Here is a 23,450-nt window from a genome sequence, read left to right as displayed (position 1 = left end):
AAAAATCCCCATGAACGAAGAGCTATTTTTATATAATGTAGTTCTAAATGGGTTATAATAAAATATCTTTATAATTTACAGAAATTGATACAATAACATTCAAATTTTGGAATGATGTTCATAAAAGACCTTTTACGAGGAATATGAGATGAATATACAGATTTTTGGCACGAAGAAATGTAATGATACTAAGAAAGCAGAGCGTTTTTTCAAGGAGCGAGGCATTAAGTTTCAATTTGTTGATCTGAGGGAAAAGGGCATGAGCAAAGGAGAGCTTACATCTGTTGCAAGTGCTAACGGCGGTATAATGAATATGATAAATCAGGATGCTAAGGATAAAGATGCGATTGCTCTTGTTCAGTATATTGCAGACGAGGATAAGCTGGAAAAACTCCTTGAAAATCAACAGATAATCAAGACACCGATTGTAAGAAATGGAAAACAATCCACCATTGGATACCAGCCGGATGTATGGAAGAAATGGGAATGAGAAATGTCCCAATAAATTATTAGTGCAATCATAATTATAATAATGCTTACAAATGTATTGACAAATATTATTAAGTCAGTTATTATATCTTTCGGTCGATGACCAGATATTTAATCCGGGAGTTTCTCCCAGTTTTCACTACTCATGTTTTTATTGGCGAATGTCTTTAGAAGTACATACGCGTTATTTTGATGCACAAAACTATGTCACTAAGTTTTGTTGGATTCCGCACAGAATAAAAGCGTACTTTTTAAAGAAATTCATATTGTGAAGAATTTAGCATCAAATGATTTGATTGAAGGAGGGTAAAATGGCTGATTTTAATAGTGCTATTGATTTTAAGGTTGATAATAAGGATAGGTTACTAGGGTTTATTTTGGGAAGTCCTGAAAACAGGAATATGTTGTTCAAAAAATATGATGATTCAGAGAAAAGGCAACAGAATGAAGAAGAGCTGTTAGAGATGAATTCTGTCATGGAATCATGCAGGCCTTTATATGAGTATGCATGGCTTGTATCCAAGGTTAAGGACAATACAAAGAGATTTACAATGGAGCCTGCAGTTGAGCTTGCTATCGAATTTATGCCGGAAGATTTTTTGATAAAACCATTTATGAAAAAGAATATGAAAATAGTGCTCGGTATGATGCTTAAGGAATATGATGATGCCAGATCAATGGAGTTGTCACGTAACGAGGGGAAAAAAGAGGGAATCAGAGAAGGACGTTTAATGGGTATAAGTGAAGGAAGAGAATCCGGTTTTAGAGAAGGTTTGTGTGAGGGAGTAAGAAAAGCAGCATCAATGCTTAGGTGTATGAAGTTTAGCGATGAACAGATAGTAGAGAAAATCTGTTATGAGTTTGGTCTTGGTAGGAGCGAAGTTCTAGAGTTAGTATAAGAGATGAATTGCTTCTGAAGGAAATGAGAGTACATAAAAATACCCAAGTGAAATATTTAATTCCACTTGGGTAGCTAATAAGCGAAATATTTGATTTATTTTGCTTCAAACGCAGCAGCTGCCTTAATGAAACCGGCAAATAAAGGGTGCGGGTTGTTGGGGCGTGATTTGAATTCCGGATGAGCCTGAGTTGCAATATAGAAAGGATTCTCGGGATATTCAATCATCTCAACTATTCTTCTGTCAGGTGAAAGGCCGCATAATTTAAGACCATTGCTTGTAAGAGTTTCTCTGTAATCATTATTTACTTCGTAGCGATGACGATGTCTCTCTGTGATATCGCATGTACCATACAAGCTGTAAGCGAGAGTATCCTTTTCAAGCGTGCAAGGATAAGAACCAAGTCTGAGGGTTCCGCCAAGGTCTTCACCTGCACTATGATCAGGTAAGAATGCGATCACAGGGTGAGTTGTAGAAGGATTAAACTCGATAGAGTGCGCATCACTGTGGCCTATTACATTTCGGGTAAACTCAATAATCGCAAGCTGCATACCGAGGCATATTCCAAGGAAAGGAATCTTGTTCTCTCTGACGTACTGAATAGAAGTGATCATTCCTTCAATTCCACGATCGCCAAAGCCGCCGGGTACAATTACACCTGAAACATCTGAAAGCTTTTCGGCAACATTCTCCGGAGTAATCTCTTCTGAGTCAATCCACTTAATCTTAACTTCTCTCTTGGCAGCAATTCCGCCGTGTTTTAGAGCCTCAACAACACTGATGTAAGCGTCATGGAGCTGAGTGTATTTTCCAACAAGAGCAACGGTAACAGTCTTATCAAGAGAATAAAGAGTGTTTACCATATCTGTCCAGTCATCAAGCTTAGGTTCTCTGTGTTCAAGATGTAGGCATTCAAGTGCTACATCAGCAAGATGTTCCTTTTCCATAGCGAGAGGTGCTTCGTATAAATACTTAAGATCAAGGTTATTAAGGACATATTTGCTGGGAACGTTACAGAAAAGGGAAATCTTTTCTTTGGTCTCATTATCAAGTTCAACCTCGCTTCTGCACACGATGACGTCCGGACTGAGGCCCATACCCTGTAAGGTCTTAACTGCAGACTGTGTGGGCTTTGTCTTAATTTCCTGTGAGCAGCGAAGATAAGGTATAAGAGAAACAAGAATAATCATTGCATTCTCATGTCCAACCTCGTGCTGGAACTGTCTAATAGATTCAAGGAAAGGCTGTGACTCAATGTCACCGACTGTACCACCTACCTCTATTATTGCAATATGAGTATTATCCTCTTCGTAATTACGATAGAATCTACTCTTTATTTCATCTGTAATATGAGGGATTACCTGAACGGTGTGTCCGCCGTAATCACCACGGCGTTCTTTGTGAAGCACAGACCAGTAAATTTTACCGGTTGTAACGTTAGAGTTTTTGTCGAGGCTTTCATCAATAAAGCGCTCATAGTGCCCCAGGTCAAGATCAGTTTCTGTGCCGTCTTCTGTTACGAAAACCTCACCATGCTGAATCGGATTCATTGTACCGGGATCGATGTTGATATAGGGATCAAACTTTTGCATGGTAACTTTATAACCACGAGCTTTTAAAAGTCTACCAAGAGATGCTGCTGTGATACCTTTTCCAAGACCAGATACTACACCACCAATTACAAATACATATTTTACTGACATAATCCACCACCTTTGACATTATAAAAAAGAAAAAAAGCGCACAAAACAATAAGTAAAATACTACTGTTTTGGCGCCTTTGCCTTAATTAGATAATAATAGATATATTTAGGTTTAGTGTCAATATATTTTGTACCAAAAATGAAAAAAATGTAGCGAAATTAATATTTGAATTTTCTTGAAAAAAATAAATTTACACCCTTGACGATTATGAGGATAAAGAAGTAATATAAATAAAAATTTAATAGTTTAAACCGTTGAAGTGGAGATAACGGCAATGATGCCTTTACAGAGAGCCTGGGTTGCTGAGAACAGGTGAGAAACAAGTTGTCAAATGGACCACTGAGGGCGCAGTGAAAAGTGAGATAGTATTTTTGATGAGCTTAGTATTCTGCGACGTTGGGCATACGTCAGTTGCCGGGGATATGTTGGTATCCTGTTAAGCGCACAGCTTTTAACTGTGAATTCGAGGTGGCACCGCGGATAGATTAGATTATTCGTCCTTGATAGAAACCGTACCGTTTCTATCAAGGACTTTTTTTCGTGAAAAGCAGAGCCATGCAGAGCTTTCTTCTCATGCTCGCATGAAAGAAGAAAGCTATATATGGCGAGCTACACGAACTCGAAAATACGAAGTATTTTCGAGTTTGTGCTGCTTTTCACGAAAGGCTAAGAAGCAGAGCCATGCAGAACATTTGATAGAGACATAACCAGAAGGAGGAGACACACATGATCAGAGAAGCAATCGAAAAAATCGTAAACAAGCAGGACCTTACTTATGATGAGGCCTACACAGTAATGAATGAGATTATGAGCGGTGAGAGTACACCTACTCAGAATGCTGCATTTTTGTCAGCGCTTTCAACCAAGAGTGCAAAGGCTGAGACAACAGATGAGATCGCAGGCTGCGCTGCAGCAATGAGAGATCATGCGACTAAGGTTGAGACGAATATGGATGTATTCGAGATAGTTGGAACAGGCGGAGATAACGCAGGCAGCTTTAATATATCTACAACATCAGGCTTGGTCGCAGCAGCTTGTGGCATGAAGGTAGCAAAGCATGGTAACAGAGCAGCATCTTCAATGTGCGGAACAGCTGACTGTCTTGAAGCTCTTGGCGTTAATATCAATCAGGATCCTGAAAAGTGCGTAGAACTTCTTAATGAAGTTGGAATGTGCTTCTTCTTTGCTCAGAAGTACCACACATCCATGAAGTATGTTGGACCAATTAGAAAAGAGCTTGGCTTCAGAACAGTTTTCAATATCCTTGGACCGCTTACAAACCCTGCAACACCTTCAATGCAGCTCCTTGGTGTATATGATGAGTACCTGGTAGAGCCTCTTGCACAGGTTTTAATAAGCCTTGGCGTAAAGAGAGGAATGGTCGTATACGGAATGGATAAGCTGGATGAAATCTCCCTTAGCGCACCTACCAAGGTTTGCGAGATTAAGGAAGGATGGTACAAAACATATACCATCGAGCCTGAGGACTTTGGTTTTAATAAGTGCACAAAGGACGACCTTAAGGGTGGTACACCTGAAGAAAACGCTAAGATCACAAGAGAGATTCTTGGCGGAGCAAAGGGCCCCAAGAGAGATGCCGTTCTTTTAAATGCAGGCGCATCACTTTATATCGGAGGAAAAGCTGATAGCTTCAAGGAAGGCGTAGAGCTTGCAACAAAGACTATCGATTCAGGAAAGGCACTTGAAACTCTCGAGAACTTTATAAAGGTAAGCAATAGATGAATATTCTGGATAAGCTGAGTGATTACGCAAAAGAAAGAGTACAGATATCAAAACAGGAGATGCCATTGGAAGAGATAAGGAAGAAAGCGTTGTCTCTTCCCAAAGGCGGATTCGAGTTTGAGAAAGCTCTTAAGAAGGATGATGTTGCATTTATTTGTGAATGCAAAAAGGCATCTCCTTCAAAGGGCATAATTGCAGAGGAATTTGATTATCTGACAATTGCAAAGGAATATGAGAAGGCAGGAGCGGATTGTATCTCTGTTTTGACTGAGCCTAAGTGGTTTCTTGGAAAAAATGAATACCTTAAAGAAATAGCAGAAAATGTATCAATCCCCTGCATCCGTAAAGACTTTACAGTTGATGAATACATGATATATGAAGCTAAGTGCCTTGGCGCCGCTGCAGTTCTTCTAATATGCGCGATTCTTTCAGAGGAGCAGATAAAAGAATACATAGGAATCTGCGATGAGCTTGGAATAAGCGCACTTGTGGAAGCTCATGATGAGACGGAAGTTAAGATGGCAATAAGAGCTGGGACAAGGATAATCGGAGTGAATAACAGGAACCTTAAGGACTTTAGCGTTGATCAGAACAATAGTAAATCACTGAGGCAACTGATTTCTGAGGATGTAATTTTCGTATCGGAGAGTGGAATTCAGTCTGCAAAAGACATTGAAGCTTTAAGACAAGCGAAAGTAGATGCTGTGCTGATTGGCGAGACCCTGATGAGGGCTGAAGATAAAACGAAAAAGCTCAGAGAACTTAAAGGGATTCAGGAGATACGTAAATGACATTAGTTAAGTTATGCGGCCTTACAAGAGAGGAAGACATAATTACTGCAAATGAGCTTCGGCCGGATTATATAGGTTTTGTCTTCTTTGAAAAAAGTAAACGGAATATATCAAAGAAAGACGCCGCAACACTAAAAAGGAAGCTGGATAAAAACATAAAGGCAGTAGGCGTATTTGTGGATGCAGAATTATCTTTCATAACTGAGTTATATGATGAAGGGATAATAGATTACGCCCAGCTTCACGGACATGAGGATGACGATTATATTATGGCATTAAAAGCGAAAGGAATAAGTGTCATAAAAGCATTCAAAATATCCGGTGAAGAGGATGTGAGAGTAGCAGAAAACAGCAAGGCGGATAATATCATGTTTGATGCCGGAGCAGGATGCGGAAAGACTTTTGACTGGGAATTATTGGCGAGGGCCAAAAGACCATATTTTCTGGCAGGAGGTCTTGATACCGAAAATGTAGCAGATGCAATAAAGAAGCTTAATCCTTATGCAGTAGATGTCAGCTCCGGTATAGAAACTGATGGCACAAAGGATCCGGATAAAATGGAGCTCTTTGTTAGCAGAGTGCGTATAGGAAATGCTCTGTGAATCAGGCAAAGATAAGACTATCAAAGGCTGACCTGTATGGAAAATAGTCAGCTATCAACTTAACCATTAGAAAAGCTAAAGAGAATTACCAAAACATATAAGCAAGGGAGCAGAAAAATGAAAATACTTCCGGAAATATCAGAAATAGAAAAAATAGCGAATGAAGGAAACTACAATGTCCTTCCCGTAAGCTGTGAAATACTGTCTGATTTCACAACACCCATAGAGGCTGTTCGCATACTTAAGAATGTTTCAAAACATGTTTACATGCTTGAATCGGCTCAGGCTAACGAAACCTGGGGAAGATATACTTTTCTTGGTTACGAGCCAAAGATGCTTATTACATGCACAGATGGGAAGATCACAATAACCTCAGAGGATGGTAATGAAAAGAGCATGAAGGGAGATCCTTCAGAATGTCTGCGGGATATCCTTAAAGATTTTAAGAGTCCGAGATTTTCATATCTTCCTTCCTTTGCCGGTGGGATGGTTGGATATTTCTCCTTCGATTATCTTGGCTACAGTGAACCCACAGTAAGGACAAATCCGGAAGATACTGAAAATTTTAAGGATATGGATTTAATGCTCTTTGATAAGGTTATTGCTTTCGACAATATCAGACAGAAGATAGTTTTGATAGTGAATATCAATATCAAAAACAATAATATAGAAGAAAACTATAAAAAGGCAGCTGAAGAACTTAAGAAAATGGCGGATCTTCTTCACAATGGAGAAAAGAAGGCAGAACCTGATGGCAAAATGACAGGTGAGATCACACCGCTTTTTGATAAGGAAAGATTCTGCGATATGGTGGAAAAAGGAAAGCATCATATATTTGAAGGTGATATTTTCCAGATAGTTTTGTCAAACAGATTTTCAGCAGAGTTTGAGGGAAGCCTTTTCAATACATACAGACACTTAAGGACAATCAATCCTTCGCCATACATGTTTTATTTTTCCGGAACTGATGTGGAGGTAGCGGGAGCATCTCCTGAGACTTTGGTTAAGCTTGAGGATGGCATTCTTCATACATTCCCGTTGGCAGGAACAAGACCTCGCGGTAATACTCCGGAAGAGGATGAGCGCCTTGAAAAGGAACTTCTTGCAGATGAGAAAGAACTGGCAGAACACAACATGCTGGTGGATCTTGGAAGAAATGATCTTGGAAAAATAAGCAAATTTGGAACTGTTGAGGTAGAGACCCTGCATTCAATTGAGAGGTATTCTCATGTAATGCATATAGGCTCAACTGTTAGAGGTGAGATCCGTGACGACAAGGATGCGCTTGATGCGATATCTGCGGTACTTCCTGCGGGCACATTATCAGGTGCACCCAAAATAAGGGCTTGTCAGCTGATCGGCGAGCTTGAAAACAACAAGCGAGGCATATACGGTGGTGCTATAGGATACATTGATTTTACAGGAAACATGGACACTTGCATTGCAATAAGAATTGTATATAAGAAAAACGGCAAGGTATTCGTAAGAAGCGGCGCAGGAATAGTTGCAGACTCTGTACCCGAAAAGGAATTTGAGGAGTGTATGAATAAGGCAAAAGCGTCCTTTAAGGCGCTTTTGCCAGAAGATGAATAGGAAGGACAATTCCATGGTTTTACTAATAGATAACTACGATAGCTTTTCATATAATCTGTATCAGATGATAGGCGAGATAGAGCCTGATATAAAAGTTATAAGAAATGATGAGATGACTGTGCAGGAGATTCTGGCTCTTAACCCTGACAGGATAATACTGTCTCCCGGTCCAGGAAGACCTGAGGATGCCGGTGTCTGCATGGATGTGGTAAAGGAGATTGGAGATAAGATTCCGATACTTGGCGTATGCCTCGGACATCAGGCAATTTGTGCATCCTTTGGAGCTACAGTAACCTATGCAAAAAAGCTTATGCATGGGAAGCAGTCAGATGTAAAATTCGATAAGGACTGTGCTCTTTTTAAGGGTTGCCCTGACGTAGCGCCGGTAGCAAGATATCACTCACTGGCAGCAGACCCTGCAACAATTCCGGATGAGCTTATGGTTACGGCTGTGACAGTTGACAGTGCAACCAATGCCTTAAAAGCCGGTGAAACAGAGGCCGGAGAAGTAATGGCTGTAAAGCATAAGGACTATTCGATTTATGGAGTTCAGTTCCATCCGGAATCCATAATGACACCGGACGGAAGAAAAATGCTTGAAAATTTTGTGTTAAAATAAATCAATCTAAAGTTTTTTAAAAACAATAAAATTACTCCTTGACACAGAAATAATCAAAGCGTAAAATCACAAACTATAAAAGACAAGGGCGTCTTAAAGAGGTTAATACTCTTTAAGGCGCTTTTTTCTTTAGCTTCAGGCATGATCAACCTGAGACTGATGCAGAATACATAACTCCGGATAACGTATGCATACAAATGTATACATGTATTCTCGAATAAAATGAATTATTGAATTAGCGGTGCAATGGGGCATCTAAGGTAATAACTTAAACTCCCTTTGCGCCGCTTTTTTATGGAGGAGCGGATTATGAGTGAAGAAATTTTGAGTGGAATCAATGCGAGTGTTTTCGGAGTGTGGTTCTTGATTGGTGCAGCTCTTGTATTCTGGATGCAGGCCGGATTTGCAATGTGTGAAGCCGGATTTACCAGAGCAAAAAATACAGGAAATATCATAATGAAAAACCTTATGGATTTCTGTATTGGTACTGTAGTCTTTATCCTTATCGGTTTTGGCCTTCTTCTTGGCGAAGACATGATGGGTGTCATCGGAAGACCCGGATTTGACATTTTTACAAGCTATGCAAATTTTGACTGGTCTAATTTCGTATTCAACCTGGTGTTCTGTGCAACAACAGCAACAATCGTTTCAGGATCCATGGCTGAGAGAACAAAGTTCATTTCTTACTGTGTATATTCAGCAGTTATCTCAGCAATCATCTATCCCATTGAAGCACATTGGACATGGGGCGGCGGCTTCCTGGCACAGATGGGATTCCATGATTTTGCAGGATCCACATGTATCCACATGGTTGGCGGTATCTCAGCTCTCATCGGCGCAGCTTTTCTTGGAGCCCGCATCGGTAAGTTCGAGGTAAATGCAAAGGGAGAAGTTACTAAGGTAAATGCTTTCCCCGGACACAATCTTACAGCAGCAGCTCTTGGTGTTTTCATTCTCTGGCTTGGCTGGTACGGATTCAACGGAGCAGCCTGCACATCAGTAGAACAGCTTGGTTCAGTTTTCGTAACAACAACAATCGCACCTGCACTTGCAACAGTTACCTGCATGATCTTTACATGGGTAAAGTATGGTAAGCCTGATGTTTCAATGTGTCTCAATGCTTCACTTGCAGGTCTTGTAGCTATCACAGCTCCCTGTGATGTAACAGATGCTTTTGGCGCAATTGTAATCGGTATTGTAGCAGGACTTCTTGTTTGCTTCGGTGTATGGTTCCTTGATTATAAGCTTCATGTTGATGATCCGGTTGGCGCGGTTGCAGTACATTGCCTGAACGGTATTTGGGGAACCCTGGCAGTTGGTCTTTTTGCAACAAATGCAGCTCCCGGTTATTCAATCGCAGATGCAGCAGGAAACGAGATGGTAGGTCTTTTCTACGGCGGCGGCTTTAAGCTTCTTGGAATTCAGTTTGTAGGATTCCTTGCTGTAGCAGCATGGACAGCAGTAACAATCACTATTACCTTCGCAGTAATCAAGGCTACACTCGGTCTTCGTGTTTCTGAGGAAGAGGAAATCACAGGACTTGATGCAACAGAGCATGGTCTTGCATCAGCATATTCAGGATTCGCTATTATGGATGTTTCTAACACACTTAACATGAGCGTAAATGAAAACACAGATCTTGGCGTAAGTGATTATGACGCAGCTACAGAGTTCCAGAAGAATGCTTCTGTACCTGTTGTAACTCAGGCTGTTAAAACAGATAGCGGTATTCATAAGGTAGTAATCGTTACAAAGCTTTCAAGATACGACAAGCTTCGTAAGGCTATGAATGATCTTGGTGTAACCGGTATGACAGTTACTCAGGTTATGGGATGTGGTGTGCAGAAGGGCTCAGGACAGAAGTACCGCGGCGTAGAAATGGATGTAACACTTCTTCCTAAGATCAAGCTCGAAGTAGTTGTCAGCAAGATCCCTGTAGAGGATGTTATCGAGGCAGCTAAGAGAACACTTTACACCGGTAAGATCGGTGATGGTAAGATCTTCGTTTACAGCATCGACAACGTAGTAAAGATCCGTACAGGAGAAGAGGGTATGGCTGCTTTGGCAGATGCTGAGTGATATAGCATGAATGGCGCATAAGTGGTGATATGCGCATATCGCTCAAATATAAAAATTAGTATCAGGAGGAAACAGTATGTGCGCAATACTTGCATACGAAGGAGAAGAAGTATCAGAGGATTATTTTAAGGGATTGCTGGAGAGAACAGCATCCAGAGGACCGGACAAGTCCAGAACTCTTAAGGTGAAAAACGGATGGCTTGGTTTTAACAGACTTGCGATCATGGGACTTAATTGCAAGGGCATGCAGCCCTTTGAGTTAAATGGTAAAGCGGTTATCTGTAACGGAGAGCTATACGGCTTCACATATCTTAGAGATTATCTTAAATCCCTCGGATACAGCTTTGACAGTGACAGCGACTGCGAGATATTGCTTCCTCTTTATGAAAAGCTTGGAACTGCAATGTTCTCTATGCTGGATGCGGAATTTGCATGTGTTATCTACGACGGCGAGAAAAACAAATTCATAGCTGCAAGAGATCCGATTGGAATCAGACCTCTTTACTATGGATATGATAGCGATAAGCACATCGTTTTTGCATCAGAGCCTAAGAACCTCACCGGAGTATGTGACAGGATCGAGCCTTTCCCTCCCGGACATTACTATGAGGATGGCAAGTTTATCTGCTACAGAGATATGACAAAGGTCAAAGAGGTGAGAACAGATAATCTTGAAACAGTTATAGAGAACATTCACGATAAGCTTCTTTTAGGAATTAAAAAACGACTTCAGGCTGATGCACCTGTAGGCTTCCTTCTTTCAGGAGGGCTTGATTCATCACTTGTATGCGGCGTGGCAGCAAGACTTTCAGATAAGCCCATCGAGACCTTTGCAATAGGTATGGATATAGATGCCATTGACCTTAAGTATGCAAGAGAAGTTGCTGATTATATTCACAGCAATCATCACGAGGTCATCATTACCAAGCAGGATGTTATAGATGCCATCGAACCTGTAATACACGCACTTGGAACCTATGACATCACAACAGTAAGAGCATCAATCGGAATGTATCTTCTTTGCAAATGGATACATGAAAATACCGATATCAAGGTTGTTCTTACAGGTGAGATTTCTGATGAGCTTTTTGGATACAAGTATACGGATTTTGCTCCCAGTGCTGAGGCATTCCAGGAAGAAGCAGAGAAAAGAATCAGAGAGCTTCATATGTATGACGTTCTCAGAGCCGACAGATGTATAAGCGTGAATTCGCTTGAAGCAAGAGTTCCTTTTGGAGATCTTGATTTTGTGGATTACGTAATGAGTATTGATCCTGCTAAAAAGCTTAACACTTATGGAAAGGGTAAGTTTCTTTTAAGAAAAGCATTTGAAAAGGATGAGTTTATTCCAAGAAGCATTCTTATGAGAGAAAAAGCAGCGTTCTCAGATGCCGTTGGACATTCTCTTAGAGATGACATCATCGAATATGCAGAAGCTACATATACTGATGCAGCATTCGAAGCAGGAAAAGCAAAGTACTCACACGCTACACCTTTTACAAAGGAATCACTTTTATTTAGAGATATTTTTGAGAAGTATTATGAGAATCAATCTCATATGGTTGTGGACTTCTGGATGCCAAATAAATCCTGGAAGGGCTGCGATGTAAATGACCCCTCGGCCCGTGTTCTCTCAAATTACGGTGCCAGTGGTGAATAAAATGTTAATTATTTAAGTGAGGTTCCATGAAAGATATGTTCCAATTTCAATCGATTATGCGTAAGCAACGAGAGTGAAATTGGAACATATCTGGGAAGGAGCCGTACAAAAGGAGGAAGATATGATTGAAGCCAGCAAATTAACAGAAGAATATGGATGTCTTGTTTTCAATGACAAGGTAATGAAACAGCGTCTGCCTAAGGATATTTACAAGGCAGTACACAAAACAATAGAGATGGGTAGTCACCTGGAGCTTGAGGTTGCAAATACAGTTGCTGCCGTAATGAAAGAATGGGCAGTAGAGAACGGTGCAACACATTTTACTCACTGGTTTCAGCCTATGACAGGCCTTACAGCAGAGAAGCACGACAGCTTCATTTCACCTGCTGATAACGGAACTATCATTATGGAGTTTTCAGGAAAAGAGCTTGTAAAGGGCGAGCCTGATGCTTCAAGTTTTCCTTCAGGCGGTCTTCGTGCCACATTTGAGGCACGTGGATATACAGCATGGGATCCTTCATCTCCTGCCTTTATTAAAGATGGTTCACTTTATATCCCGACTGCATTCTGCTCCTATGGTGGAGAGGCACTTGATAAGAAGACACCTCTTCTTAGATCCATGGAAGCTCTTTCAAGAGAAGCAGTAAAGATGCTCCACCTCCTGGGACATGAGGATGTAAAGCGCGTAAACACCACAATCGGCTCTGAGCAGGAGTATTTCCTTATAGATAAAGACTTCTATAAAAAGAGAAAGGACCTTCTTTTTACCGGACGTACACTTATCGGTGCTCCGGCATCAAAAGGGCAGGAGATGGAGGACCATTACTTTGGTGTAATCAAGCCCAAGGTTTCCGCTTACATGCATGACCTTGATGAAGAGCTTTGGAAGCTTGGTATACCTGCAAAGACAAAGCACAACGAGGTAGCTCCTTCACAGCATGAGCTTGCACCTGTTTTCGAGACAGCCAACATCGCTGTTGATCACAACCAGCTCACAATGGAGGTAATGAAGAAGGTTGCTGATAAGCACAACTACGCATGCCTGTTACATGAAAAGCCCTTCGAGGGAATCAATGGTTCAGGTAAGCACAACAACTGGTCGGTTTGCACTGATACAGGCCTTAACCTGTTAGATCCCGGAAAACATCCCGGAGAGAACATTCCTTTCCTTGTTTTCCTTATGGCAGTTATCGCAGCTGTTGATGATTATGCAGGTGTTCTCAGATTATCGGTTGCTTCTGCAGGTAACGATCACAGACTTGGCGGAAACGAAGCACCGCCTGCAATCATCTCTATTTTCGTAGGTGATGAGCTTGCTGAAGTACTTAAGGCAGTTGAAGCCGGAACCGCATATGAGGGCTCAGGAAAAGTTCAGATGGCTATGGGTGCTCAGGTTCTTCCTCACTTCACAAAGGACAACACAGACAGAAACAGAACATCACCCTTCGCATTTACAGGTAACAAGTTCGAGTTCAGAATGCCCGGTTCTGCAGTTTCCGTAGCAAATGCAAACATCGTTCTCAACACTGCAGTTGCAGAAGAGGTTGCAAGATTATACGAGAAGCTTGAAGGCTATAGTGGTGACGAGCTTAAAGAAAAGATCGCTGAAGTTCTTAAGGAAGAGCTGGCAGCACATAAGAGAGTTCTTTTTAACGGTAACGGATATACAGAAGAGTGGGTTGCAGAGGCAGAAAAGAGAGGACTTCTTAACCTTAAGTCTCTTCCGGATGCAATGCCTCACTGGATTTCTGATAAGTCCATTGAGCTTTTCACAAAGCACGGTATTTTCACCAAGGAGGAAATCTTCTCAAGATATGAGATTCTTCTTGAGAACTACTCAAAGTCAATCCACATTGAGTCTCTTACAATGCAGGAGATGATCAGAAAGGATCTTACAGAAGGCCTTGTAGCTTACCAGAAGGATCTTACAAAGGAAATCCTTCAGAAGAAGAGTGTACTTGAAAGTGCAGATTGTGCTCTTGAGACAGGTGTACTTAAGACTCTGGATGAGCAGGGTGCTAACATGTGCAAGGCACTTGCAAAGCTTGCAGAGGATACCAAGACAGCAGAAGGAATGACAGAGGTTCTTGAAACTGCGGCATATTATCAGAAGACAATTCTTGCAGATATGGATGAGCTTCGTAAATATGCAGATACTGCTGAAGCACTTATTCCTGATAAGTATCTCAGCTATCCTACATACGGACAGATGCTGTTTTCACTTCGATAACCTTTCATATTTTTTCTAATAATGTACGTCTCACCCGGCCCAGGTTCTCCTGACCGGGTGAGGTGGCATACAGAGTTTAAAATTTTGAGGAGCTTTTATTTATTATGAATACTTGGATGAACGAACGTGATGCCTGCGGTATCGGTGCAGTCATCAATATAGACGGAAGTGCAGATAATAAGGTTTTAGATGATGCTCTTTCCATAGTAGAGAAACTTGAACACAGAGCAGGTAAGGATGCTACAGGTAAAGTCGGAGATGGTGTAGGCATCCTTATTCAGATATCCCATAAATTCTTTTCAAAGGAAGCTGCTAAGATTGGTATCAAGCTGAAGAAAGCCGGGGACTATGGAATTGGTATGTTCTTCTTTCCCCAGGATTCCATGAAAAGAATGTTCGCAAAGCGCATGCTTGAAGTAATTGCAGAAAAGGAAGGCCTTAAGGTTCTTGGATGGAGGGACGTGGAGATTCATCCTGAAATCCTTGGTGAGGTGGCAAGAAACTGCATGCCTTATATTTGCCAGTGCTTTGTTGAGAGACCTTTAGATGTTCAGAGGGGTATTGATTTTGACAGACGTCTCTACTGCCTTAGAAGAGAGTATGAAAAGTCTTCTGAGGATACCTATATCTGTTCGTTTTCATCCAGAACTATTGTATACAAGGGCATGTTCCTTGTAGGTCAGCTTAGAAATTTCTACGGAGATTTATTATCACCGGATTATCATACAGCTGTTGCCATGGTGCACAGCAGATTTTCAACCAATACGACACCTTCGTGGCAGAGAGCTCATCCATACAGGATGATCGCCCACAACGGTGAGATCAATACCATCCGCGGTAATAGTGACAGAATGCTGGCTCGTGAAGAGACCATGGATTCCGATGTTTTCGGGGATGATCTTGGTAAGGTTTATCCCGTGATCGCATCTTCGGGTTCAGACTCTGCGATGCTGGATAACACTCTTGAGTTTTTATATATGAATGGCATGGATCTTCCTCTTGCCATGATGCTTACTATTCCTGAGCCTTGGAAGCACAACGATTTCATGGATAAGGACAGGAAGGATTTCTATCACTATTATGCAACCATGATGGAGCCCTGGGATGGCCCTGCGGCTGTTCTTTTCACAGACGGCGAAGTATTCGGAGCAACTCTCGACAGAAACGGTCTTCGTCCTTCCAGATACTATGTGACTAAGGATGGCAGACTTATTCTGGCTTCCGAGGTTGGCGTGCTTGATATTCCCGAGGAGAACATTCTGAAAAAATCCAGACTTTCACCGGGACATATGCTCCTTGTTGATACCAGAGAAGGCCGCATAATCTCTGATGAGGAGTGTAAGGAGAAGTATTCCAAGGCAAGACCCTACGGTGAGTGGCTTGACAGATATCTCCTTCATCTGGATTCACTTAATATTCCGAATAAAAAGATCCCGACCCACACACAGGTTATGAGGGATAAGCTCTACAAGGTGTTCGGATATTCCTATGAGGATGTGAAAAATCAGATCATGCCTATGGCAATGAATGGCATCGAGCCTACAGTTTCCATGGGTACGGATATTCCGCTTGCCATGCTTTCAAAGCATCATCAGCCGCTGTTTTGTTATTTTAAGCAGCTTTTTGCGCAGGTTACAAATCCGCCCATCGATTCACTTAGAGAGAAGGTTGTAACGGATACAACGGTTTACATCGGATCTGACGGCAATCTTCTTAAGGAAAAGAGCGATAACTGCAGAGTGCTTGAGGTTAACAACCCGATTCTTACAGGCGTTGATCTTATGAAAATAGAATCACTGGATCAGCCGGGATTTAAGGTAAGGAAAATCTCACTTCTTTATTACAAGAATACTCCTGTTGAAAGAGCACTGGAGCAGCTTGATGTTTCTGTGGACAGAGCTGTGGCAGACGGCGTTAATATCATCATTCTCTCAGACAGAGGAGTTGATGAAAACCACATGCCTATACCATCACTTCTTGCTGTGTCATCAGTGGAGCAGCATCTTGTAAGAACAAAGCAGCGCACGGTAGTTTCTCTCATTCTTGAGAGCGGTGAGCCCAGAGATGTTCATCAGATCGCAACACTGCTTGGTTTTGGTGCAAGAGCAATTCATCCTTATCTTGCTCAGGAGTGTATAGCAGAGCTTATAGATATAGGAATACTGGATAAAGACTATCACACTGCAATAGCAGATTATAATAAGGCACTTCTTAGCGGCGTTGTTAAGATAGCTGCAAAAATGGGTATATCCACACTTCAGTCATATCAGTCAGCCAGAATCTTTGAGGCGATTGGTCTTTCAAAGGAGCTTGTTGATAAATACTTTACCGGAACCACAAGCCGTGTAGGCGGAATCGGTATAAATGAGATCGGTGAGGACGTGGAATTTCGTCATAACAGAGCATTTGATCCCCTTGGACTTTCCACGGATTCAAGCCTTGATTCCATCGGTTTCCATGCTCTTAGAAGCGGCGAAGATAAAGAAGATCACATGTACAGTCCAAAGACAATCGTTACTCTCCAGAGATCTGTCAGAGAGGGTGACTACGATATGTTCAGACAGTACACTCAGATGGTTGATGATGAATCAAGACCTCATACACTTAGGGCACTCCTTTCATTTGTACCTGCAAAAGAGCCTGTACCCCTTGATGAGGTTGAGAGCGAGGAAGAGATTGTAAAGCGTTTCCAGACTGGCGCCATGTCCTACGGCTCACTTTCAAAGGAAGCACACGAAACTCTTGCAATCGCCATGAACAGACTTGGCGGAAAATCAAACACCGGTGAAGGCGGTGAGGATGCAGCTCGCTTTGGAACTGAGAAAAACAGTGCTGTTAAGCAGGTGGCATCAGGAAGATTTGGTGTAACAAGCCAGTATCTTCAGAGCGCAAAAGAGATTCAGATAAAGATGGCACAGGGCGCAAAACCCGGTGAAGGCGGACATCTTCCCGGTAAAAAAGTATACCCCTGGGTTGCAGCAACTCGTTTTTCAACTCCCGGCGTAGCACTTATTTCACCTCCGCCGCACCATGATATTTACTCGATCGAAGATCTTGCGCAGCTTATCTACGATCTTAAAAATGCCAATGATAAGGCACGTATTTCGGTTAAGCTGGTATCTGAGGCAGGTGTTGGAACTATTGCTTCAGGTGTTGCAAAAGCAGGTGCACAGGTAATCCTTGTGTCAGGTTATGACGGAGGAACAGGTGCCGCTCCTTCATCCTCAGTTCATCATGCAGGACTTCCCTGGGAGCTTGGTATCAGCGAAGCACATCAGTCACTTCTTGATAACGGCCTTAGAAGCAGAGTCGTTCTTGAGACAGACGGTAAGCTGATGACAGGTAGGGATGTTGCTATTGCAGCACTCCTTGGAGCAGAGGAATTTGGCTTTGCTACAGCGCCCCTTGTATGTATGGGCTGCATGATGATGAGAGTATGCTCCAAGGATACATGTCCTGTTGGTATAGCTACTCAGAACGAAGAGCTTAGAAAGAGATTTGCAGGAAAGCCTGAATACGTAATGAACTTCATGCTCTTTGTTGCAAGACAGCTTCGCGAGATCATGAGTGAGCTTGGCTTTAGAAAGCTTACAGATATGGTTGGTAGAACAGACTGCCTTAAGATGAGAGCGGTTTCTGATGCAAGATGTAAGGATGCCGCTGACCTTAGCAGAATTCTTAATAAGGCATATACAAGTCCTGAGAAAAACCATTTTGATCCTGCAGATGTTTATGATTTTGCCCTTGAAAAAACACTGGATTCTAAGGTACTGATACCTGCCTATGAGAAGGATAAGAATGCTCATATTAAGGTTGATGTATCAAGTACGGACAGAAGCTTCGGAACTCTTCTTGGCAGCAGGGTTACTGCAGATTACCAGAATACCCTTCCGGATGACTCTGTGATGATAGAAGCACATGGAGGCGGAGGTCAGTCCTTTGGTGCATTCCTTCCAAAGGGTGTGACTATAAAGCTTTACGGTGATGCCAATGACGGTTTTGGAAAAGGCTTGTCAGGCGGTAAGGTAATAGTGAGACCTGCAACAAAAGCTACCTATAAGGCCCATGAAAACATCATCATAGGTAACGTTGCACTCTATGGTGCAACAGCAGGTAAGGCTTATGTCTGCGGTATTGCAGGAGAGAGATTCTGTGTAAGAAATTCAGGAGCAATTGCTGTTTCAGAAGGCTGTGGCGATCATGGCCTTGAGTATATGACAGGCGGTAGAGCTGTAATACTTGGAATGACAGGAAAGAATTTTGCAGCCGGCATGAGCGGTGGTATTGCTTATGTACTTGATAAGGAGCATACTCTTTACCTTCGCATGAACAAGGATATGGCTTCACTTTGTGAGCTTACTGAAAAATATGATATAGCTGAACTATACGGAATTCTTGAGGATTACGTAAAGGAGACGGGTTCAGAGTACGGCCGTGAGATTTTAGATAATTTTGATGATTATATTCCTGATTTTAAAAAGATAGTTCCTAACGATTACCAGAAGATGCTTACAGCTATCGGAAGGCACGAGGAGCAGGGAATGGATCATGAACACGCAGTACTTGAGGCATTTAAAGAGCTATCATAAAAACAGGAGCAAAAACAATGGGAAAAGATACAGGATTTCTTGAATATAAAAGAACAAATAATAAGGATGTTTCGCCTGCTGAGAGGCTTAAAAATTTTGAAGAATTTCATAAGCCTCTTATCCCCGACGAGAGAAGAAAGCAGGCAGCAAGGTGTATGAACTGCGGTGTTCCCTTTTGCCAGTCAGCCATGAACCTTGGCGGTATGGTGACAGGGTGCCCTCTTCATAATCTGATACCGGAATGGAATGATGAGATTTACAGAGGTCATGATAATCATGCTTTTGCAAGACTTCGTAAGACCAGTAATTTTCCGGAATTTACCGGACGCGTGTGCCCCGCACTTTGTGAAAAAGCCTGCATGTGCGGACAAAACGGAGACGCGGTTACAGTTCATGATAATGAGCTTTTCCTGATAGAGACAGCTTTTAATCATGGATACATAACACCCAGAATACCGGAGATCAGAAGCGGTAAAAAGGTGGCAGTAGTTGGAAGCGGACCTTCGGGCCTTGCAGTTGCAGATGAGCTTAATCACAGGGGACACACGGTAGAGGTGTTTGAAAGAGAGGATGAGATCGGCGGGCTTCTCATGTACGGAATCCCCAATATGAAGCTTGATAAGAGCGTTATAAAGAGAAGAAGAGCACTGATGGAAGAAGAGGGAGTTGTTTTCCATGCAGGCGTGGATGTAAAAAAGAAGGAGGCAGCAGGACTTCTTAAAGACTACGACGCGGTCGTTTTATGTTGCGGATCCAAAAAGGCAAGACCAATTCCTGCGGCAGATCCTGCCAGTGTAAAGGGCGTTTATTTTGCGGTTGATTTCCTTACTCAGACCACAAAGGCCCTTATGGATTCTGAGGACAGATCCGTAGAGGCACTTAAAAAGCATGGTGGTTACATAGATGCAGCAGGTAAAAATGTTGTGATCGTCGGCGGCGGTGATACAGGTAACGACTGTATCGGTACTGTATTAAGACATGGTGCAAAAAGTGTAACTGCACTTGAGATGATGCCAAAGCCACCTGTAGAAAGAGCACAGAACAATCCCTGGCCGGAGTGGCCAAGGACTCTTAAAACAGACTATGGTCACGAGGAGGCAATCCATGTTTTTGGTGATGATCCAAGAGTATATGAGACCACAGTTAAGAGTATAACTACAGATAAAAAGGGTGCTATCAAAGAGATAGAAACCGTTAAGGTCACCTTCAAGGATGGCAAGCTTACCGAAGTGAAGGGCTCTGAGAAAAAGCTTAAGTGCGATATTCTTCTTATCGCTGCGGGCTTCATCGGATGTGAGGATTATTCCGCTGATGCCTTTGATGTAAAGAGAAATCAGAGAGGTGTTGTGGTTACAAATGAGAATGGTTATCATATTGAAGGTACAAAAATATTCTCAGCAGGAGACATGCACAGAGGCCAGTCCCTTGTAGTATGGGCCATTGCAGAAGGCAGAGCCTGCGCTGTAGAAGTAGATGAATTCCTTATGGGATATTCAAATCTATAATTTGACAATATGTTTTCATGAAGGTAAGATGTAACTTGATGAAGACAAAGGCGTCTTAGAGTGATAGCTCTAAGGCGCCTTTTTGCTTTTTTGTGGAAACTAACAGAGAAATATATTAAGAGAGGAGTATGAAAAATTTATTATGGCTACAATAAACAAAAATTATTTAAAGCTTCCGGGAAGCTATCTTTTTTCCAGAATAGCAAAAAAGGTTGCCGCGTATAGCGAAGCAAATCCGGATGCAAAGATTATCAGACTTGGTATCGGCGATGTTACAAGACCTATCGCGCCTAAGGTGATCGAGGTACTTCACAGCGCTGTTGATGAGATGGCTGATCCCTCTACCTTTAGGGGATATGCTCCGGATCTTGGATATGAGTTCCTTAGAAATGTTATTTCTGAAAAGGATTTTAAGGCAAGGGGATGCGATATTTCACCGGACGAGATTTTTGTTTCCGACGGAGCTAAGTGTGACTGCGGTAATATACAGGAGATTTTCGGGCTTGATAATGTGATCGCAGTATGCGATCCCGTTTATCCTGTCTATGTTGATTCCAATGTCATGGCCGGAAGAACAGGCGAGTTTGATGCAGCTGCTGACAGATATAAGGGCGTAATTTACATGCCCTGCAAGGCTGAGAACGGCTTTGCACCAGAGCTTCCCGAAGAGGTTCCGGATCTTATTTATCTGTGCTTTCCTAACAATCCGACTGGAGCTGTCATTTCAAAGGAAAAGCTGCAGGAGTTTGTGGACTATGCAAATAAGAATGATTCCATAATTCTCTATGATGCAGCCTATGAAGCATATATTTCCGAAGATAATGTTCCTCACAGTATCTATGAGTGCGAGGGAGCAAAGGATTGCGCCATAGAATTTAGATCATTCTCAAAGACTGCCGGATTCACCGGTCTGAGACTTGGCTATACAGTTATTCCAAAGCAGCTTAAAACAGGTGGCGAGGAGCTTTGGCCTTTATGGGCAAGAAGACATGGAACCAAGTATAACGGTGCGCCATACATCATTCAGAGAGCCGGAGAAGCAGTTTATTCCGAAGAGGGTATGAAGCAGGTTAAGGAGCAGATTGCTTATTATATGTGGAATGCAAAATATATCCATGATGGTTTAAGGGATGCCGGCTATGAGGTGTCAGGTGGCGTGAATGCTCCTTATATCTGGCTTAGAACTCCGGATAATATGACCAGCTGGGAGTTCTTTGATATGCTTTTGGAGAAGGCAAATGTAGTTGGTACCCCCGGATCAGGCTTTGGCCCCGGCGGTGAACATTACTTTAGGCTTACAGGCTTTGGAAGTAAGGAAAATACAATCGAAGCAATTGAAAGAATAAAAAAGATGTAATGAGATTTTATAATCTCAATACACCTTGATTTTTACGGAGAGCCGCCCTTTACGGGTGGCTTTTTGTACACCGTCATATATGAATTTGCCATAGCCTCTTACGGAGACCCGTGAGCCTTCCTTGAGGTCATAGCCACCGCTGTGGGCAGTTTTTCCATCGACAAAAACAGATTCTGATTCCACAAGGTCCTGAGCCTTACTTCTGCTTAGCTTGTAGACAAGAGCGAGAATTGCATCTAGTCTTTCGGAAGAAACGGTGCCTTCAAGGATTCTGAATTCCGGAATGATATCACATTCGGAAACGGGAACTTCTTTACACTTTACGGTGGTATGTTTTATTCTGCAAAGCTCATCACATATAAGTGCGGCCACATCCTTCATGACAAATACGTAGCCCTTTGTCTGGTCCGTTCTTATATCTCCGATTCTGTTTCGCTCTATTCCAAGATTCATAAGTGAACCAAGAAAATCCCTGTGAGTCAGTTCGTCGGCAAATTTTCTGTTAGCAGGTTCTATCAGAATACAGCTTACCACGTCGCATTCAGAGCGCTCCTGTAATAGGAAGGCTTCGGAATCCAGATATGATGGAAGAAAACAGATAACTGCTCTTTCCGGATCTTCTATTCCGCCGTAAATGCAGTAATCCACACCTTCAATCTGATTTTCTCCGGTAATAAGTCCATTTGATACGCATAGCGAAGTCACGTCATAGAGCTCTGATTGTGAGAGAAAATCAGTGTGCGTTACGTAGTTGTTTTCATAGGCCCGTCTGGCCAGATCTTTAATTCGTCCCAATAATAATCTTTCGTTGTCCATTTTTTTAATCTATATTTTATGCTGATAAATGTCAACAATTTGAAGGTGGTATCTTGTCGTGGATGCGGTGATATTTTAGAATTATAGAGGATAATTGGAATGCCGTAGGAAATTAACAGCATCTTTATGGTATAATAAGTTTTGATTAAAAAGATTAATTTTTTAATATTATGATAGCAAGGGATGAATATGAGAAAAAGGCTTACAGCATCAGTACTTGCACTTATGATGCTTGTGGGGATTTTGGCAGTAACAGCCACTACAGTATCAGCTAAGAAAAACTTTGCAAATGATTACGGTGTATTTCTTAGCCTTAACAGTAATAAGAAGACCATGAAGAAACTGGCCGGGTACAGGACTGTAGTGATAGATGCTCAGAATGATTTTACAAAAGAAGATATACGTAAACTCAGGAAGGCAGGTCATAAGGTATACAGCTATATAAATGTCGGAGCAATTGAAAATTACAGAGACTATTACGATAACTTCAGGGATGTTATGCTCGATGTTTATGAGAACTGGGAAGATGAGCGATGGGTTGATGTATCTCAGAAGAAATGGCAGGATTTCATTCTAAATGATCTTTCAGTCAGGATTAAGGCAACAGGAGTTGACGGATTTTTTGTCGATAATGTAGATGTCTACTATATGTATAGGGACGCTGCATTTGCTCCTGATATTTACAATGGCCTTGAAATTATATTGAAGGGACTGTCCGGAAGAGGTAAGGTAATCATTAACGGAGGAGATACATTTGTATCTGAGTACTATGAC

Annotated in this window: 16 protein-coding genes; 14 read left to right on the top strand and 2 right to left on the bottom strand. The window is 42.0% G+C overall.

The features are described from left to right. Positions 1–148 precede the first annotated feature (148 nt). Together G608_RS0113335 and G608_RS0113330 are read left to right on the top strand one after the other, a co-directional pair. The gene (locus tag G608_RS0113335) at positions 149–490 is read left to right on the top strand and encodes an arsenate reductase family protein (protein WP_026496458.1); all 342 of its coding nucleotides are present in this window, start codon (positions 149–151) and stop codon (positions 488–490) included. A gap of 310 nt (positions 491–800) precedes the next feature. Continuing rightward, entirely contained in the window at positions 801–1,388 is a 588-nt protein-coding gene (locus G608_RS0113330) for a hypothetical protein (protein ID WP_026496457.1), read from the top strand. A 95-nt stretch (positions 1,389–1,483) separates the two neighbouring features. On the opposite strand, the gene G608_RS0113325 is transcribed toward G608_RS0113330, so the two are convergent. Then, the gene (locus G608_RS0113325; RefSeq protein ID WP_026496456.1) at positions 1,484–3,091 is read right to left on the bottom strand and encodes a CTP synthase; all 1,608 of its coding nucleotides are present in this window, start codon (positions 3,089–3,091) and stop codon (positions 1,484–1,486) included. A 727-nt stretch (positions 3,092–3,818) separates the two neighbouring features. Between G608_RS0113325 and trpD the strand changes: the two genes are divergently transcribed. From trpD to G608_RS0113270, 11 genes are all read left to right on the top strand, one after another. Beyond that, the gene (gene trpD / locus G608_RS0113320; protein ID WP_026496455.1) at positions 3,819–4,835 is read left to right on the top strand and encodes an anthranilate phosphoribosyltransferase; all 1,017 of its coding nucleotides are present in this window, start codon (positions 3,819–3,821) and stop codon (positions 4,833–4,835) included. Further along, on the top strand, positions 4,832–5,626 hold the full coding sequence (trpC, locus tag G608_RS0113315) for an indole-3-glycerol phosphate synthase TrpC (RefSeq protein WP_026496454.1): 795 nt from the start codon (positions 4,832–4,834) through the stop codon (positions 5,624–5,626). The genes trpD and trpC overlap by 4 nt, the downstream gene beginning before the upstream one ends. Further along, positions 5,623–6,228: a phosphoribosylanthranilate isomerase gene (locus G608_RS0113310; RefSeq protein ID WP_026496453.1), complete on the top strand. Its 606-nt coding sequence runs from the start codon at positions 5,623–5,625 to the stop codon at positions 6,226–6,228. The genes trpC and G608_RS0113310 overlap by 4 nt, the downstream gene beginning before the upstream one ends. Positions 6,229–6,345: 117 nt before the next feature. Then, complete coding sequence (gene trpE, locus G608_RS0113305; RefSeq protein ID WP_026496452.1) at positions 6,346–7,821, top strand: anthranilate synthase component I; 1,476 nt, start codon at positions 6,346–6,348, stop codon at positions 7,819–7,821. A gap of 13 nt (positions 7,822–7,834) precedes the next feature. Then, positions 7,835–8,440 carry an anthranilate synthase component II gene (locus G608_RS0113300; RefSeq protein ID WP_026496451.1) on the top strand — a complete coding sequence of 202 codons (606 nt, stop codon included), beginning with the start codon at positions 7,835–7,837 and terminating at the stop codon, positions 8,438–8,440. A 309-nt stretch (positions 8,441–8,749) separates the two neighbouring features. Next, complete coding sequence (locus G608_RS0113295) at positions 8,750–10,519, top strand: ammonium transporter (protein WP_026496450.1); 1,770 nt, start codon at positions 8,750–8,752, stop codon at positions 10,517–10,519. A 76-nt stretch (positions 10,520–10,595) separates the two neighbouring features. Continuing rightward, positions 10,596–12,179, top strand: a complete 1,584-nt coding sequence (gene asnB / locus G608_RS0113290; protein ID WP_026496449.1) for an asparagine synthase B — start codon at positions 10,596–10,598, stop codon at positions 12,177–12,179. A gap of 121 nt (positions 12,180–12,300) precedes the next feature. Next, positions 12,301–14,409, top strand: a complete 2,109-nt coding sequence (locus tag G608_RS0113285; protein WP_035795646.1) for a glutamine synthetase III family protein — start codon at positions 12,301–12,303, stop codon at positions 14,407–14,409. A 116-nt stretch (positions 14,410–14,525) separates the two neighbouring features. After that, complete coding sequence (gltB, locus tag G608_RS0113280) at positions 14,526–18,998, top strand: glutamate synthase large subunit (RefSeq protein ID WP_442852224.1); 4,473 nt, start codon at positions 14,526–14,528, stop codon at positions 18,996–18,998. A gap of 17 nt (positions 18,999–19,015) precedes the next feature. Then, on the top strand, positions 19,016–20,503 hold the full coding sequence (locus G608_RS0113275) for a glutamate synthase subunit beta (protein WP_026496446.1): 1,488 nt from the start codon (positions 19,016–19,018) through the stop codon (positions 20,501–20,503). Between the two features lie 142 nt (positions 20,504–20,645). After that, positions 20,646–21,860 carry an LL-diaminopimelate aminotransferase gene (locus G608_RS0113270; protein ID WP_026496445.1) on the top strand — a complete coding sequence of 405 codons (1,215 nt, stop codon included), beginning with the start codon at positions 20,646–20,648 and terminating at the stop codon, positions 21,858–21,860. A gap of 15 nt (positions 21,861–21,875) precedes the next feature. On the opposite strand, the gene G608_RS0113265 is transcribed toward G608_RS0113270, so the two are convergent. After that, positions 21,876–22,676, bottom strand: a complete 801-nt coding sequence (locus G608_RS0113265; RefSeq protein ID WP_026496444.1) for a YlmH family RNA-binding protein — start codon at positions 22,674–22,676, stop codon at positions 21,876–21,878. Between the two features lie 189 nt (positions 22,677–22,865). Between G608_RS0113265 and G608_RS0113260 the strand changes: the two genes are divergently transcribed. Then, positions 22,866–23,450, top strand: a 585-nt coding sequence (locus G608_RS0113260; protein WP_196810197.1) for an endo alpha-1,4 polygalactosaminidase, incomplete at its 3' end; no start/stop codon positions are given.

Origin of the sequence: Butyrivibrio sp. WCD3002 (assembly GCF_000424265.1) — a bacterium.
Taxonomy (GTDB): Bacteria; Bacillota; Clostridia; order Lachnospirales; family Lachnospiraceae; genus Butyrivibrio.
The sequence above is the reverse complement of the archived record's forward strand: the minus strand, read 5'-3'. Positions and strand labels throughout refer to the sequence as shown.